16 protein-coding genes and 2 pseudogenes are annotated in these 15,712 nt (G+C 59.8%); 5 read left to right on the top strand and 13 right to left on the bottom strand.

Annotated elements, in window-relative coordinates:
* Genes ACSQ9D_RS01870 through ACSQ9D_RS01860 form a run of 3 tightly spaced genes read right to left on the bottom strand, consistent with a single transcriptional unit; the run spans position 1 to position 2,038 of the window.
* Positions 1 to 792, bottom strand: a complete 792-nt coding sequence (locus tag ACSQ9D_RS01870; protein WP_436280925.1) for an anti-sigma factor family protein — start codon at positions 790 to 792, stop codon at positions 1 to 3.
* Positions 789 to 1,394 carry an RNA polymerase sigma factor gene (locus ACSQ9D_RS01865; RefSeq protein ID WP_436280924.1) on the bottom strand — a complete coding sequence of 202 codons (606 nt, stop codon included), beginning with the start codon at positions 1,392 to 1,394 and terminating at the stop codon, positions 789 to 791. Before ACSQ9D_RS01865 ends, ACSQ9D_RS01870 begins: the two co-directional genes overlap by 4 nt.
* 59 nt (positions 1,395 to 1,453) lie before the next feature.
* Positions 1,454 to 2,038 (bottom strand): tetratricopeptide repeat protein, encoded by a 585-nt coding sequence (locus tag ACSQ9D_RS01860; protein ID WP_047516686.1) that lies wholly within the window; start codon positions 2,036 to 2,038, stop codon positions 1,454 to 1,456.
* A gap of 163 nt (positions 2,039 to 2,201) precedes the next feature.
* Here ACSQ9D_RS01860 and ACSQ9D_RS01855 point away from each other — a divergent pair, with 163 nt between their 5' ends.
* From ACSQ9D_RS01855 to ACSQ9D_RS01840, 4 genes are all read left to right on the top strand, one after another.
* The gene (locus ACSQ9D_RS01855; RefSeq protein ID WP_072370788.1) at positions 2,202 to 3,254 is read left to right on the top strand and encodes a type III polyketide synthase; all 1,053 of its coding nucleotides are present in this window, start codon (positions 2,202 to 2,204) and stop codon (positions 3,252 to 3,254) included.
* The gene (locus ACSQ9D_RS01850; RefSeq protein WP_436280923.1) at positions 3,251 to 3,754 is read left to right on the top strand and encodes an isoprenylcysteine carboxyl methyltransferase family protein; all 504 of its coding nucleotides are present in this window, start codon (positions 3,251 to 3,253) and stop codon (positions 3,752 to 3,754) included. The genes ACSQ9D_RS01855 and ACSQ9D_RS01850 overlap by 4 nt, the downstream gene beginning before the upstream one ends.
* Before the next feature lie 74 nt (positions 3,755 to 3,828).
* Positions 3,829 to 5,076 (top strand): NAD(P)/FAD-dependent oxidoreductase, encoded by a 1,248-nt coding sequence (locus tag ACSQ9D_RS01845; protein ID WP_436280922.1) that lies wholly within the window; start codon positions 3,829 to 3,831, stop codon positions 5,074 to 5,076.
* Positions 5,073 to 5,198 (top strand): hypothetical protein, encoded by a 126-nt coding sequence (locus tag ACSQ9D_RS01840; RefSeq protein WP_436280921.1) that lies wholly within the window; start codon positions 5,073 to 5,075, stop codon positions 5,196 to 5,198. Before ACSQ9D_RS01845 ends, ACSQ9D_RS01840 begins: the two co-directional genes overlap by 4 nt.
* Positions 5,199 to 5,306: 108 nt before the next feature.
* Here the strand turns inward: ACSQ9D_RS01840 and ACSQ9D_RS01835 are convergent, their stop codons facing one another.
* The 9 genes and pseudogenes from ACSQ9D_RS01835 to ACSQ9D_RS01795 all read right to left on the bottom strand — a co-directional run.
* Positions 5,307 to 5,840 (bottom strand): gluconokinase, encoded by a 534-nt coding sequence (locus ACSQ9D_RS01835; RefSeq protein WP_436280920.1) that lies wholly within the window; start codon positions 5,838 to 5,840, stop codon positions 5,307 to 5,309.
* Positions 5,841 to 5,895: 55 nt separating this feature from the next.
* The gene (locus tag ACSQ9D_RS01830) at positions 5,896 to 6,735 is read right to left on the bottom strand and encodes a dipeptide ABC transporter ATP-binding protein (protein ID WP_436280919.1); all 840 of its coding nucleotides are present in this window, start codon (positions 6,733 to 6,735) and stop codon (positions 5,896 to 5,898) included.
* A complete protein-coding gene (locus ACSQ9D_RS01825; protein ID WP_436280918.1) occupies positions 6,732 to 7,568 on the bottom strand; it encodes an ABC transporter ATP-binding protein in 837 nt (278 codons plus the stop codon). Before ACSQ9D_RS01825 ends, ACSQ9D_RS01830 begins: the two co-directional genes overlap by 4 nt.
* Position 7,569: 1 nt before the next feature.
* Positions 7,570 to 8,460, bottom strand: a complete 891-nt coding sequence (locus ACSQ9D_RS01820) for an ABC transporter permease subunit (protein ID WP_436280917.1) — start codon at positions 8,458 to 8,460, stop codon at positions 7,570 to 7,572.
* A gap of 9 nt (positions 8,461 to 8,469) precedes the next feature.
* Positions 8,470 to 9,474 (bottom strand): ABC transporter permease subunit, encoded by a 1,005-nt coding sequence (locus tag ACSQ9D_RS01815; protein WP_037114015.1) that lies wholly within the window; start codon positions 9,472 to 9,474, stop codon positions 8,470 to 8,472.
* A 90-nt stretch (positions 9,475 to 9,564) separates the two neighbouring features.
* The gene (locus tag ACSQ9D_RS01810) at positions 9,565 to 11,160 is read right to left on the bottom strand and encodes an ABC transporter substrate-binding protein (protein WP_436280916.1); all 1,596 of its coding nucleotides are present in this window, start codon (positions 11,158 to 11,160) and stop codon (positions 9,565 to 9,567) included.
* A gap of 332 nt (positions 11,161 to 11,492) precedes the next feature.
* Positions 11,493 to 11,978, bottom strand: coding sequence for an iron-responsive transcriptional regulator RirA (gene rirA, locus ACSQ9D_RS01805; RefSeq protein WP_047516678.1), 486 nt, complete (start codon positions 11,976 to 11,978; stop codon positions 11,493 to 11,495).
* A 119-nt stretch (positions 11,979 to 12,097) separates the two neighbouring features.
* Positions 12,098 to 12,229: pseudogene (locus tag ACSQ9D_RS01800) on the bottom strand (metalloprotease); the annotation flags it as partial.
* Position 12,230: 1 nt separating this feature from the next.
* Positions 12,231 to 12,503: pseudogene (locus ACSQ9D_RS01795) on the bottom strand (DUF898 family protein); the annotation flags it as partial.
* Positions 12,504 to 12,662: 159 nt separating this feature from the next.
* Here ACSQ9D_RS01795 and ACSQ9D_RS01790 point away from each other — a divergent pair.
* Entirely contained in the window at positions 12,663 to 13,781 is a 1,119-nt protein-coding gene (locus ACSQ9D_RS01790) for an IS110 family transposase (protein WP_436280915.1), read from the top strand.
* A 417-nt stretch (positions 13,782 to 14,198) separates the two neighbouring features.
* On the opposite strand, the gene ACSQ9D_RS01785 is transcribed toward ACSQ9D_RS01790, so the two are convergent.
* A complete protein-coding gene (locus ACSQ9D_RS01785) occupies positions 14,199 to 15,695 on the bottom strand; it encodes a CoA-acylating methylmalonate-semialdehyde dehydrogenase (protein ID WP_436280914.1) in 1,497 nt (498 codons plus the stop codon).
* Positions 15,696 to 15,712: the final 17 nt, after the last annotated feature.

Here is a 15,712-nt window from a genome sequence, read left to right as displayed (position 1 = left end):
TCATGCCGAAGTCTTTTTACTGACATCCGCCGCAAGTTCCTGCATGTGGTCGATCGGAATGCGGCCGATCAACATGAAGGCGTGCGTTGCGTTTGACCAGTAGACAACGTTCATGCCGTGCCGGCCTTCGACGTCAGGCTCTTTCGTGCCAACGTCCGAGCGCACGATGCAGAGTGCCAACGGGCCCGTCTCCGGGTCCAGATAGGCAATCTGCGCCAGCGGCTTGTCGTCATACTGCAACAGCTGGGCGCGCTTGAACTCGATGCCCGGCAGCGACACGGCTTCGGGTGACAGGGAAAGCCCAAGCTTATCGTCGAGGCGGGCAAGTTGTTCAGCCTGCGCGGCATCGGACGGCGACGGGCCGGCCAAAGTATCCGCTGTATAGAGGGCGATGTATTCTGCAACGACAGCGCGCCATTCACTGCTTTCATCAGGGGCATGAACGCGATTGCGAATGCCGATGAGGGCCCGGTCGGCCACGACACCGGCGACGAGGCAGGCAGCAAGTGCGCCAAGGAAGCCGCGGCGACTGGAGCGCACGGGAGCCGGCTTTGCGGCGGCCGGCACAATGCCAAGCATGGCATCGAGCTCTACCTTCGGTGCTGAGGCAAGCAGCGGCTCGAAGGCTTGCTTAAACGCAAGGCTGCTCTGCGACAGGAACTCCAATCTTGCGGCCACACGCTCGTTCGAACCGAGAAGCGCTTCGATGCGCGATACTTCGATCTCCGACAGTTCACCGTCGATATAGGCGGTCAGTTCCTCATCGGTGGGGATTCGGTTCTTGTCGTTCATGTGGCCCCCTCTCCCGAGACGCTGGCTGCGATCTTGGCGCGCGCGGCGGCAAGGCGGCTCATCACGGTTCCAATCGGGATATCCAAAACGCTTGCCACCTCCTTGTAGGAAAGACCCTCCACATAGGCGAGGAAGACCGCGGCCCGTTGCGCATCCGGCAGCGCATTGACCAGCCGCAGAACCTGGTTCGCCATGACATGCATTTCCGTGTCGCGGGCGCCATCGACGACCAAGGCCTCGTCTGCATCGACGAAGCCCTGACCGAGGCGCACACGTTGTGACCGGATCTCATTCAGCCAGATGGAATGCAGGATGGAGAACAGCCAGCGGTCCAGCCGCGTTCCTGCCTCGAACTGCTCGACGCGCTCGAGGGCGCGCAGGCAGGTCTGTTGCACGAGATCGTCGGCAACGTCGCGGCGATGCGAGAGCACAAGGCCATAGCGCCAAAGCCGCAACAGATTGTCCGCCAGGCCGCTTCTGATATCGGCGTCGCTTGCGATGAGAGCCTCCGCCACGGGTTTTCCTTCCAAAGCCGTCGGTTGCACCGGCGGCTTTGGTATTGCGCGACTATAGGCAGGAAATGTGGTGTACGCGACCGGCATTTGGTAGTTCCCGTTCAACCGAGATTGCACATTCCCGCTTTTCGTCAGGGTCACAGCTTCTAAGGCTTGAGGATCGCTTCGTTGAGATCGCGATACGCCTCGCATTCTGTGCCGCAGATCGCCTTGATCGTTTCGAGCTGCTCCTTGGCGAGATCGAGGCGCCCCTTGATGACGTACGCTTCGCCCAGATATTCGCGCACCTGCGCATACTTGGGATCAAGTTCGACAGACTTCAGGTAGTAGGAAATTCCCTCATCCGTGCGGCCAAGCTTGCGGGTGGCGTAGCCGCGATAATTCAGGGCCTCTGCAGTATTCGGGTCCTTCAACGTATCGAGCATGGCAAGCGCTTCTTCATAGCGTCCGGCCTTCGCCAGCGAATAGGCATAGTCCGTGCGGTTTTCTTCCGTCACGTTGGCGCTGCTCTGCTTGACGCACCTCTTCGTCCTCTTGTCGTACATCTGGCCCTTCTTGCAGGTCGGCATGGTGCTGCTGCTGCCGCCAGAACTACCGGCGCCACTTGAGCCACTACTGCTGCCGCTGCCGCTGCCACCGCCGCCTATCGCAAAAGCAGGGGCGGAAAGCGCAAAGGCGGCAATGCAGCCGCCGACCAGGATGGAAGCAATACGAACAGTCGCGATCGTCATGGGATATCTCCTAGGAAAATGACGTTGGCGCCGAATGAACACTGTTGCCCGGAACTTTATTCGATGGCGGCTCTTCTTTTTCTCGTCGCGCGGTCCCGGCGCCAACGAATAAACGCAGGTCTGAGGTGTTAGCCGCTCACGCGCCGGCCAGAAGGAGCATTCCGTGAGCGATACCGTAAAATTACTCAGTCTTGCCGTCGCGACGCCCGAGCATGTCATTACACAAAAGGAAGCAGCGGAGACCTCCGCTCGCCTGTTCTCGTCCCGCTTCAGGGATTTTTCGCATCTCGCCAGCGTCTTTGACAATGCGGGCATCCGGAAACGCTATGCCGCGCGTCCCCTGGAATGGTTCATCGAGCCGCATGGCTGGCAGGACCGGATGGAAGCCTATGGCGAGGTGGCGCGCAGCCTGTTTTTCGAGACGACCACCAATGCACTGAAACAGGCGGGCCTGCAGGGACGCGACGTCGACTGCATCGTCACCATCTCGTCCACCGGGATTGCGACACCGAGCCTCGATGCACAGCTCGCACAGAGGATGGGCTTTCGCTCGGACATCGAACGCGTTCCCGTGTTCGGGCTCGGCTGCGCCGCGGGCGTTTCCGGCTTCGCCATTGCCTCGCGGTTTGCCCGGGATCGGCCGGGCAAGACAGTGCTCTTCGTAACAGTCGAACTTTGCACGCTGGCGTTTCGGCTGGACGAGCTGACGCGCGCGAACATCATCGCCACGGCGCTTTTCGGCGACGGCGCCGCCGCCTGCATTCTCCGGGCGGGACCGGAGGGCAAGGCTGAGGTCGAGTCGACGGGCGAACATCTTTTCCCCGATACGCTTGGCATCATGGGCTGGAAGATCGACGACACCGGCTTCGGCGTGGTTCTTGCCCAATCGCTGCCGCCCTTTGCCGAGGCGGAACTCGGCCCGGCCGTTGACGGGATATTGGCGCGCAACGGCCTCTCGCGACGTGATATAGATCGCTTCATCTGCCATCCCGGCGGCACAAGGGTGCTTGCAGCCCTGGAAAGCGCGCTGTCGCTTGAATCAGGAACTCTGGATCACGAGCGCGCGGTACTTGCCGAATATGGCAACATGTCGTCGCCCACGATTCTCTTCGTGCTCGAGCGTGCCCTGAAGGCAGGGCTACCGGAGCGCAGCGCGATGGTCGCCATGGGGCCGGGTTTTACCGCAAGCTGCGTGACCTTGAAGAGGGTTGCATGATGTGGCCCTCCGTTGCACTCCTCGCCTTCGTGACGGCGCAGCGCCTCGCGGAACTTGCCCTTGCCCGCCACAATACACAGGTGCTTCTGAGCAGCGGTGCGAAGGAGGTCGCGCCGCAGCACTATCCTTACGTGGTGGCCCTGCATAGCTGCTGGATAGCCGGATTGTGGTTGCTGGCGATGGGTCGCCCGGTCGACCCCATATGGTTTGCCATTTTCATGGTTCTACAGGCAGGCCGGCTCTGGGTGATCGGCACGCTCAAGGGGCGATGGACGACACGCATCATCGTGCTGCCGGGCGCTCCACTTGTCGCCAGCGGCCCCTACCGGTTCATGGCCCATCCGAACTATGCTGTCGTGGCTGGCGAGATCGCCGTGCTTCCTCTGGCCTTCGGGATGCCCGTCTACGCGGCGATATTCTCGGTGCTCAACGCGGTAGTTCTTTATGTCCGCATCAAAGCCGAAAACGAGGCGCTGAAAACGACAATGTTTTTGAAATGAAACGAGATTTTTCGTTTGCTTGCAGCGCGTCGGAGCGGCATTTTCATTGCTTGCAATAAGTGGACTGCACGGCAATGGCAAAGAATGCAATTGTACTTGGCGCCGGCATCGTCGGCGTATCGACGGCCATTCACCTGCAGCGCCGGGGGCTGCAGGTGACGTTGATCGACCGCAAGGCGCCAGGCAATGAAACCTCGTTCGGCAACGCCGGTCTCATTCAGCGCGAAGGCGTCGTGCCATATGGCTTTCCGCAGCAGCTCGGCCTTTTGATACGCTACGCCTTCAACAACCGTATCGACGCCCACTATCACCTCAAGGCGCTGCCCGGGCAGCTTGCCTTCCTCGCCCGCTACTGGTGGAATTCCAATCCCAAGCGCCACGAGATGATCTCCCGCGCCTATGCCCCGCTCATCGAGCACTCGATCTCGGAGCACAATGATCTGATCGAGGCGTCCAATGCGCAGCACCTGATCCGCAAGGATGGCTGGATGGAGATCTTCCGCACGGCCCGCCGGCGCGATGCCGAATTCGCCGAGGCCGAGCGGCTGCGGGCCGAGTTCGGCGTCATGCACGAGCAGTTGGACGCCGCCGCCGTGGCGCGGCTCGAACCCCATCTCAAGGGAGATTTCCTCGGCGGCCTGCTGTGGCGTGATCCATGGTCGGTGCTCGACCCGCATGGCTTGACGATGGCCTATCGCTCCTATTTCGAGAGCCTCGGCGGCAGGTGTGTTACCGGCGACGCCAACTCCCTCGGTCGCTCCGGCGCGAGCTGGCGGGTGGTGACCAGCGAAGGCCCGCTGGACGCGGAGGATGTGGTCCTGGCGCTCGGCCCCTGGGCCGCCGTTGCGACACGTCGGCTCGGCTACGCCTTCCCGCTCGGCGTCAAGCGCGGCTATCACATGCACTATGCCGCGGCAAACAATGCGACCCTCAAAAACTGGACGCTCGATGCTGAGCAGGGTTACTTCCTTGCACCGATGAGCCGCGGTATCCGGCTGACGACTGGTGCTGAATTCGCCACGCTGGATGCGCCGAAGACACCCGTGCAGCTCGACCGTGCCGAGAAGGTGGCACGAACGGTCTTTCCGCTCGGCGAAAGGCTTGATCCGGAGCCATGGATGGGCGCCCGCCCCTGCACGCCTGATATGATGCCCATCATTGGAAAGGCGCCCCGACACGACGGATTATGGTTCGCATTCGGCCACGCACATCACGGGTTGACGCTCGGGCCGGTCACCGGCCGCGTCCTAGCGGAAGTGATCACCGGCGGTGCGCCGTTCATCAATATTTCTGCCTATTCGCCGCAGCGCTTCAACCCATGAGCAACGCCTGCATACCGGGTAACCGCTGGGCAGTGGCGGCATTTGCCGGCAACGTCATCGGTGTTCGCCTGCGGCCGTATTTCTGCTTCGAGAAGAAATGCCTGCTACAGACCGACGGCTAGAGCGGGATGCCGAAAGCGTGAGCGGTTTTCCGCTGAATTCCCGCTCTATCTCCTGTATCTAAAACAGGATTCAGATTTTAGGCCATCGGCCTAAGATCATCCTGATCTCTAAGCGATGCCCAAAGACTTGAGATCGCGGAGCGCCGTCTTCGCGATCCTTCCGATCGTGTCGTCGATATCGACGGTCACGACGCCGGGCTCACCGGTTGGCACTTCGAGTGTCGCGAGCTGGCTTTCCAGCAACGATGGGGGCATGAAGTGGCCCTTGCGCTCGCCCATTCGTTTCGTCAACAGCTCCTTCGAGCCCGACAGATAGACGAAAAACAGATTGCCATTCACCGCCTTGCGCAGCCGGTCGCGATAAATGCGCTTCAACGCCGAGCAGGAAACGACAACGCCCTGCCCCCGATCAAGCGACGCTTTCATCGTTTGACCGATCAGATCGAGCCAAGGCATGCGGTCGTCGTCCGTCAGCGGAATGCCCTTCGACATCTTCTCGACATTCGATGCCGGATGAAGCTGGTCGCCCTCGACAAATTGCGTGCCGAGGGCTTCCGAAATTCTCAGGCCAATGGAGGATTTGCCGCAACCACTGACCCCCATGGCGATGATGGCGTAAGGGGTCCCATTAGTCTCTGGCATCGCTCATCTCGCTCATCAATCCGGCACCGGTGCCGCCAAGGCTGGCGAACCCTGCCTACGAAGCTACCAGGGCGGCATTCTTGCGAGCAATACGCGCCTTGATGGTTTCGACATCGGCGCGCGGCGTGGCCGCAAACAATGTCTTCGTGTAGCTGTGCTGCGGATCATTGAAAACGTGATCCCGCGTGCCGTATTCGACAGCCTCTCCGAAATACATCACCATGACATCGTCGGCCATATAGCGGACGACTGACAGGTCGTGGCTGATGAAGACATAGGTGAGGTTCAGTTCGTCCTGCAGGTCCGCGAGCAGATTGAGCACCTGTGCCTGGACCGATAGATCGAGCGCGGACACCGGCTCGTCGAGAACCAGGAGCCTCGGCTTCAACATCAGAGCGCGGGCGATCGCGATACGCTGACGCTGGCCGCCGGAGAACATATGCGGATAGCGGTTGAAATGGATCTCCTGCAGGCCGACCTTCTTGAGCATCGCCATCGCCAATTCGCGTCGCTCAGCGGCGGGCGTATCGGTGTTGATGATCAGGGGCTCCATCAGGATGTCGCCGATCTTCTTGCGCGGGTTGAGCGAACCGTATGGGTTCTGGAAGACGATCTGGACCTTGCGGCGAATTTCCGGTGTCAGATCGCCTGCAGCGATATCAACCTTCTTGCCATCGATGAACAGTTCTCCGCCACTCGCCGGATCGATCATTGTGACGATGCGGGCAAGGGTAGACTTGCCGCAACCGCTTTCGCCGACAATCGCCAGCGTCTTGCCCTGCTCCACCTTGAAGCTGACGCCCTTGACGGCATGTACGGTTCTCTCCTTCTTGAAGAAGCCGCCCGGCAGATAATAGTTGCGGACAATGTTCTTTGCTTCGAGGACTGGCGTCATTGGGCCGCTCCCTTGAAAATCTCGCCGATGGTCGGCAGCCGGTCGCCGGTGGCATTCTCCGGCAGGGCGGCAAGCAGTGCCCGGGTATAATCGCTCTTGGGGGACTCGAAGAGCGACAGGACGTCGGCCTCTTCCATCTTGCGGCCCTTGTATTGAACGATCACCCGATCGGCCGTCTCGGCGACGACGCCCATATTGTGCGTAATCATGATGAGGCCCATCCGATACTCCGTCTGCAGCCGCATCAGGAGATCGAGGATCTGCTTCTGAATGGTCACGTCGAGCGCAGTCGTCGGTTCGTCGGCGATCAGAAGCTTGGGATTGCAGGCGATCGCAATGGCGATCATGACGCGCTGGCACTGGCCACCCGACATCTGATGCGGGAAATGGCCGAGCCGATCGGCAGGGTTGGGAATGCCAACGGCCTCGAACAGCTCGATCGCGCGCTTGCGCCGCGCAGCCTTGTCGAGACCCAGATGGATTCGCAGAACCTCTTCGATCTGAAAGCCGACCGTGAAGCAGGGATTGAGGCTGGCGATCGGCTCCTGGAAGATCATCGACATGTCCTTGCCGATGATCTTGCGTCGGTCCCTTGCCGACATGCCAAGCAGATTACGGCCGTCGAAGACCATCTTGTCGGCCGTCACCTTTGCCGTCCACGGCAGAAGCCCCATCGCTGCGAGCATCGAGACCGACTTGCCGGAGCCCGACTCCCCAACGATTGCAAGAACTTCACCGGCATCTACCTTGAGCGACACACCATCAACGGCGCGAAACGGACCCGTAGACGTCTGGAATTCGACGGCGAGATTTTCAATTTCAAGAAGTGCCATCTCAGGACCTCTTCAGTTTGGGATCAAGCGCATCGCGCAGACCGTCGCCCATCAGGTTGATGGCGAGAACGGTGATGAGGATGCAGAGACCCGGGAAAGTAACGAGCCATGGCGAGCTTTGGAAGAATTCACGCGCGTCGGCAAGCATTGTGCCCCACTCTGATGTCGGGGGCTGGGCACCCATGCCGAGGAAGCCAAGAGCTGCGGCATCTAGGATCGCGGCAGAGAATGCGAGCGTCGCCTGGACGATCAGCGGCGCCAAGCAATTCGGCAGAATCGTCTTGAACATGAGACGCAACGTACCGGCGCCCGCCACGCGTGACGCTACGACATATTCCTTCTCGCGCTCGCTGATCACCGCGGCGCGCGTCAGGCGCACGAAATGCGGCTGATTGACGATCGAGATGGCGATCATGGCGTTCAGCAGGCCGGGACCCAGGACGGCGACCAGCACGAGGGCCAGCAGCAACGACGGGAAGGCCAGGATGATATCCATGACGCGCATGATGAAGGTGTCGACGCGACCGCGGAAATAGCCGGCAACGAGGCCGAGCAGGACGCCGGCGACAGCAGACAGCGATGCGACGACGAGGCCGATGAACAGCGAGAAGCGCGTGCCATAAATCAGACGCGAAAGCATATCGCGACCGACGGCATCCGTTCCGAGCAGGAACATCGAATTTCCCTTTTCCGACCACACCGGCGGCACGCGCTGCATGCCGTCGAAAGGAACGTTCGGATCATGCGGGGCAATCAACGGCGCGAAGATCGCCATAAAAAGGACCAGCAGAAAGATGCCGAGGCCGATGACGGCGCCCTTGTTGCGCGAAAAGTAGTACCAGAACTCAGAGAGCCCAGACGGTTGGGTCGACTTGGTGGTTATCACACTCATAAGCCGCTCCTAGTGACGAATACGTGGGTTGATAAGACCGTACATGAGGTCGACAATCAGATTGACGATCATGATGATGCCGGCGATCAGCAGCAGCCCGCCTTGAACGACGGTGTAGTCGCGCTTGAAGACGGCATCGACCATCCATTTGCCGATACCCGGCCAGGAGAAGATCGTTTCCGTCAGGATTGCGCCGCCGAGCAGGACGCCGACCTGCAGACCGATCGAAGTCACGACCGGTATCATGGCGTTGCGCAGCGCATGCAGGCCGACGACGCGTATCGGCGCGAGGCCCTTGGAGCGCGCGGTGCGAACATAGTCTTCGCCCAGCACTTCAAGCATGGCCGAGCGTGTCTGCCGCGCGATGACGGCAAGCGGAATGGTTCCGAGAACGATGGTCGGCAGGATCAACGAAACGAACGCCGACTTGAATGCGCCGGCCTGGCCGGACAGCAGGCTGTCGATCAGCATGAAGCCGGTGACCGGCTTGAAGAAATACATCAGCGAGATACGGCCGGACACAGGGGTCCAATGCAGCGTATTCGAGAAGAGAACGATGAGCAGCAGCCCCCACCAGAAGATCGGCATCGAATAGCCGACAAGGGCAACGCCCATTACGCCCTGGTCGAACCATGTTCCCCGCTTGACGGCTGCGAAGATGCCAGCAGGGATGCCAAGCACAATGGCAAACAGGATGGCGCAGAGCGAGAGCTCGAGCGTCGCCGGAAACAGCGAACCGAACTCCTGCAGAACCGGGCGCTTGGTGACGATCGACGAACCGAGATCACCCTGCACCACATTGCCGAGGTAATCCAGGTATTGCACGTAGACCGGACGATCGAGGCCGAGATCATGCATGACCTGGGCATGACGTTCCGGCGCCATCACGCGTTCGCCCGACATCAGCATGACCGGATCGCCGGGCAGCAGACGGATGAACGAGAAGGCGATGAGCGAAACGCCGATGAAGGTTGGGATCAGGATCGCGAGGCGTCCGATGAGAAATCGCAACATTGGCAAGTGTCCATAGTGTTCCGGCGGTCAGGTATGAAACCTGACCGCCGGCCAAGCCCGGCGTTGCCGGGCATCTTTGCATAATTTTGATTACTCGGCGATATCAACGCCGTCGAAGCGGTGAACACCAACCGGATCCTGCACGTAGCCGGAAACCTTGGCGCTCATCGGTACGAATTCCGTGGAGTGATCGATCGTCGCCCACGGAGCTTCCTTCTTGAAGACGACCTGAGCTTGTTCGTAGAGCTTGGTGCGCTCAGCGACGTCAGCGGTCTTCTTGGCCTTCTTCACGAGGTCGTCGAATTCCTTGTTGCACCACTGCGCGCGGTTGTTTCCGCCGACGGCTTCGCAGCCGAGCAGGGTATCAAGGAAGTTGTCCGGGTCGCCGTTGTCACCCGTCCAGCCGAGGATCGCAGCACCGTCGCGGGCCTTGTCCTTGGAGAGCTTCAGGTATTCAGCCCATTCGTGGGTAACGATGTCGACCTTGACGCCGACCTTGGCGAGGTCAGCCTGCATCAGCTCAGCGGCGCGACGTGCGTTCAGCATGTACGGACGCGAAACCGGCATTGCCCAGATCTTCATGCTGAGATCCTTGACGCCAGCCTTTTCGAGCAGAGCCTTGGCCTCGGTCGGGTTGTAGGCGTCGTCCTTGATGGCGTCGTTATACGACCACATCGTCGGCGGGATCGGGTTCTTGGCAACCTGGCCGGCGCCCTGGAAGACGGCCTCGACGATCGCCTGCTTGTTGATCGCCATGTTCAGCGCCCTGCGCACTTCGGCCTTGTCGAACGGAGCCTGAAGCGTGTTGTAGGCGAGGTAGGAGACGTTCAGGCCCGGCTGTTCCAGAACCTTCAGGCTCGAGTCGGTCTGCAGGTCCTTGATGTCAGCCGCGTTCGGGTACGGCATGATGTGGCATTCGCCGGCCTTCAGCTTCTGAGCACGGACGGAAGCGTCCGGGGTGATCGCGAAAACGAGATCGTCGATCTTTTCCTTGCCCTTGAAGTAGGTTTCGTTGGCCTTGTAGCGGATGACGGCATCCGGCTGGTAGGCGACAAAGGTGTACGGACCAGTGCCGAGCGGCATCTGGTTCATCTGCTCCATCTTGCCGTCAGCCTGCAGCTTGTCGGCATATTCCTTCGACAGAACGGAGGCGAAGTCCATTGCGAGGTCAGCGAGGAACGGTGCTTCCGGATGGTTCAGCGTGAACTTGACGGTCAGGTCGTCGACCTTCTCGACCGACTTGATGAGGTCGGGGAAGCCCATGCCTGCCGCATATTCGTAGGAAACGCCGGCGACATACTTCGCCCACGGGCTATCAGCCTTCAACTGGCGCTCGAACGAGAAGACGATGTCATCAGCGTTCAGATCGCGGCTTGGTGTGAAGAACTCGGTCGTCTGGAACTTGACGCCCGGACGGAGCTTGAAGGTGTAGACCATACCGTCGTCGGAAACCGTCCAGCTTTCGGCCAGGCCCGGCTCGATTTCGGTCTTGCCGTGCTGGAACTCGACGAGACGGCTGTAGACCGTGCGCGAGGAAGCGTCGAAAGTGGTGCCTGCAGTGTAAATGCCGGGATCGAAGCCTTCCGGCGAGCCCTCGGAGCAGTAAACGAGCGTTTTGGACCAGGCTGCGGATGCCATGGCCGAAGCCAGGACCGTCGCGGCCAACAAGACAGACATCTTTTTCATGATATCGTTTCCCAGGTTTGTTCTTTTCTTTGAGATCCCGGAAACCCTCCGGAATGACGGCAGATGGAACGACATTTATTTGCTGAAATCAACGACCGACGTGGAAAATTTTTCCACATGGACAACTTTAGTAATTTTCCGCCAAAAATGGGCCGCATTTAGAAATAAACGGACTGGATAAACTCGATTCCTGTCGCATTTGGTATAATTTCGCGTCGGCAAGAGCATTGCTGCACACGCCACGCGCGAATTTTTAGCCCCAAACTCCCCTAAAACAGAACAACCCGGCACGAAACGCTGCCACGGTCGCATCAGAATTTCGTCATCGCGGGTTAGGCTGCCGGAGCGGCAATCGTCGGCTTGCGACGAGATTCACGATCGCCCGTCAGGCCCAGCAGGAAGTTGATCTGCGGCCGCGCCTTGACGAGATCGTCGATCGAATATTGCGTCAGCACGTCGAAAAAGGCGTTGAGCGCCTTGCGCAAGGCGGAGTTCAGGCCGCAGCTGTCGACAAGCGGGCATTCGACCATGCCGTCGTCCTCGAAGCACTCTGCCATCGCAAAGCTATCTTCCGTGACGCGAACCACGTCGAATAAGCTAATGTCCTTCGCCGGTTTGCCGAGCCGCACACCGCCGTTGCGGCCGCGAACCGTCTCGACCAGGCCGGCCTTGTTGAGAGGCTGCAAGATCTTGAACAGAAAGAGTTCAGAAACGCCATATGCCCTGGCAATCTCCGGAATCCGGCTCAGCTGCCCATCATTGGCAGCGCAATACATCAACATGCGAACCGCATAGTTGGTCTGCTTGGTCAAACGCATGCCGATCTCCAGAATCGTCAGTTACAAGTGGTCTATATAGTGGCTTTGGTAGTTTTGAACAATTCCAAAATATGAAATTCATATTCACCTTATATGAGACGGATTGCCGCGACGCTATTTCAGTGCGAACCCGCCCCATATTTCAGAATGGCGTCCTTGCGGTCCGGCGTTCCAGGATGGGTGGATAGCATGCTTGTTCTGGAATGATCCGCGAGCTTCTCTTCGAGCGCGTCGAAGAAGCGAACGAGCGATGATCACCAGGCCTACGAAGACAATGGCTCGACCAAGGAAGATCTGCTTGCCCGTCGCGTGGTATTCGAAGGCGCGCCCGAGCAGGACCGTATTGCCGTAAAAGTATCGGTTGCGCCGAACTTTCGCCCAGGCGGAATAAATACCGATCGTGACGATTGTCAGAAGTACGTTGACGATCCAGATGCCGAAATATTCAGACGCACTGCCGGTGAATTTCGCGCGTACAAATGGGTTCGCTGGGGATTCCGCCAGCATTTGATTCTTAAAGAGCATGTGTTTTCCCTACCCCTCGGCCAGTCGCACTGACGGCTCGAGGTCGGACCCTAGACCGTATGTTCGCGGGGTGAAGGTGGCCCGCCCCCGCGGTAAGCTGAATTCGGGGGTTGCTCCGGATTGGCCGGAGCCGAGCCCCAAGCTTAGCGAGGGCGAACCATGAAAGACGATAGCGTAATTTTCATCGGCTTGGATACGTCGAAGTTGAAGATTTCGGTGGCGATTGCCGACGGAGCACGCAACGGCGAGGTACGGTTTTTAGGCGACATCTCGTCGGAGCCGTCATCGGTGGCATCGATGGTCAACAAGCTTTCCAAGCGCGCAGCCAAGCTTCACTTTTGCTATGAGGCGGGTCCCACGGGGTATGGTCTCTACCGGCAGATTGTCGAACTGGGGCATGACTGCATGGTCGTGGCGCCATCGCTGGTGCCCAAGCGTGCTGGCGACCGGGTGAAGACCAACCGGCGGGATGCCATGAGCCTGGCGCGCCTGCACCGGGCGGGCGAGCTGACCGCGGTCTGGGTTCCGGACGAAGCTCATGAGGCGATCCGCGACCTGGTGCGGGCTCGCGAAGCGACCAACGACGCGTTGAAGCAGGCACGTCAGCAACTCCAGTCCTTTCTCCTGCGGCACGGCCGGCTCTATACCGGCCGCACGCCATGGACGCGCGCCCATGTCCGATGGCTGACATGCCAGGCCTTCGATCATCCCGCCCACCAAATCCTGTTGGCAGAATATTGCCAGGCCATCGAGGATGCCGGCGTGCGTCTGGACAGGCTGACCCAGCTGGTGGTGGAGACCGCGGCATCCTGGTCGATGGCCCCGGTTGTGGCCGCCTACCAAGCGATGCGTGGCGTCGCGTTCATGACCGCGGTCACCTTTGTGGTCGAGATCGGCGATGTCAGGCGTTTTGATAATCCTCGTCAGTTAATGGCGTATCTGGGTCTTGTGCCGTCGGAAAGCTCAACGGGCGAACGGGTCAAGCGTGGTGGGATCACCAAGGCGGGCAACATACGGGCGCGTCGAGTCCTCATAGAAGGGGCCTGGACATATCGCTTCCCGGCCCGTGTAAGCCCGACGATCCAGGCGCGCCTGGAGGACCTGCCAAGGGCTGTTCGAGAGATTGCCTGGAAAGGGCAAGTGCGACTTTGCGCGCGCTATCGAAGGCTGGTGGCGGCAGGCAAGCCGAAAGTCATCGCAGTCACCGCCATTGCCAGAGAAATGGCCGCATTCCTGTGGGCGATTGGGCAGGAGGTCGCTCCTACAGCAAGAGGCTAATGCCGATGCTCAGCTTGAAGAGAGAAGCATAATCCAAATTAGAAATCATCTGCTGTTGGACAAAGTTGGAGGCAGGGCTCCGGTGGGGAACCCTCGTCGTAGCTATGTGGCGGATAACATCCACGCCCGACCCTAGACAGAGGCAGCCCCAGACGAACACACGGAAATGCGGTACCCAACCCGCGCATAAGAGTATGCCAGCCGTCGTCTAAATGCCCTGCCTCCTGCTGTGTTCAACAGCTTCACGCATGTGCTTTCGTCCTCAAGGTCGGAAAAGAAAGAGTAATGATTAACGAGCTTGCAAGTGAACATAAGAGCTATTCGGTCGCGGGTTGAGAAGCGCGCACGCTCGAATTCAACAACTTAAAAGCGCAAATCGGGGGCCTAAGCCCCCAATTCAATAACATCGTTGTTCGCTTACTTCATCGTCGGCATGACGAATTCGGCGCCGTCCTTGATACCCGAGGGCCAGCGGGCGGTGATCGTCTTCGTCTTGGTCCAGAACTTGATCGAGTCCGAACCGTGCTGGTTGAGGTCGCCGAAGCTCGATGCCTTCCAACCGCCGAAGGAATGGTAGGCAAGCGGAACCGGGATCGGAACGTTGATGCCGATCATGCCGATATTGATGCGCGAGGCGAAGTCACGGGCGGCATCGCCATCGCGGGTGTAGATCGCGACACCATTGCCGTATTCGTGCTTCATCGGCAGATCCAGGGCTTCCTCGTAGTTCTTGGCGCGAACGACGGAGAGGACCGGCCCGAAGATCTCGGTCTTGTAAATATCCATGTCAGGCGTGACATGGTCGAACAGGGTGCCACCGACGAAATAGCCGTCCTCGTAGCCCTGTAGCTTGAAGCCGCGGCCATCGACGACGAGCTTTGCACCCTGCTCGAGGCCACGGTCGATAAGCCCGTTGACACGGGTGTAGGCTTCCTTGGTGACGAGCGGACCCATGTCAGCCTTCTCGTCTGTGTAAGGACCAATGCGAAGCGACTCGATCTTCGGCGCCAGCTTCTCGACCAAGCGATTGGCGGTTTCCTCACCGACCGGGACGGCGACCGAGATCGCCATGCAGCGCTCGCCGGCAGAGCCGTAGCCTGCGCCCATCAGGGCGTTGACGGCCTGATCCATGTCGGCGTCGGGCATGATGATCATGTGGTTCTTCGCGCCACCAAAGCACTGTGCGCGCTTGCCGTTCATGGCAGCCGTTCCATACACGTAGCGGGCAATCGGCGTGGAACCGACGAAGGAGACCGCGCCGATATCCGGATCCGTCAGGATGGCGTCGACCGCAGCCTTGTCGCCGTTGACCACGTTCAGTATGCCTGCCGGGAGGCCGGCCTCAATCATCAGTTCTGCAAGACGCAGCGGTACGGACGGGTCGCGCTCGGACGGCTTCAGGATGAAAGCGTTGCCGCAGGCAATTGCCGGGGCGAACATCCACATCGGGATCATGGCCGGGAAGTTGAACGGGGTGATGCCCGCACCGATACCGACCGCCTGGCGCATCGAATACATGTCGATCGCAGGGCCGGCGCCTTCCGTGAATTCACCCTTCTGCAGATGCGGAATACCGCAGACGAATTCGCAGACTTCAAGACCACGGACGATGTCGCCCTTGGAATCTTCGACCGTCTTGCCGTGCTCGGTGGACAGAAGTGTCGCGAGTTCATCCATGTGCTTGTTCAGCAGCTCGACGAACTTGAAGAAGACGCGGGCGCGCCGCTGCGGGTTCGTGGCTGCCCACTTCGGCTGAGCGGCCTTAGCGTTCTCGACGGCGGCGCGCAAATCCTCGACGCTTGCCAGCGCCACAGTCGCCTGAACTTCGCCGGTTGCCGGATTAAAGACGTTGCTGGTGCGGCCGCTGGTGCCAGCGACATGCTTGCCGCCGATGAAATGACCAATCTCACGCATGGGATGCTCCTCCTGTT

It is taken from the genome of Rhizobium sp. LjRoot258, from assembly GCF_964254185.1.
GTDB lineage: Bacteria > Pseudomonadota > Alphaproteobacteria > Rhizobiales > Rhizobiaceae > Rhizobium.
The sequence above is the reverse complement of the archived record's forward strand: the minus strand, read 5'-3'. Positions and strand labels throughout refer to the sequence as shown.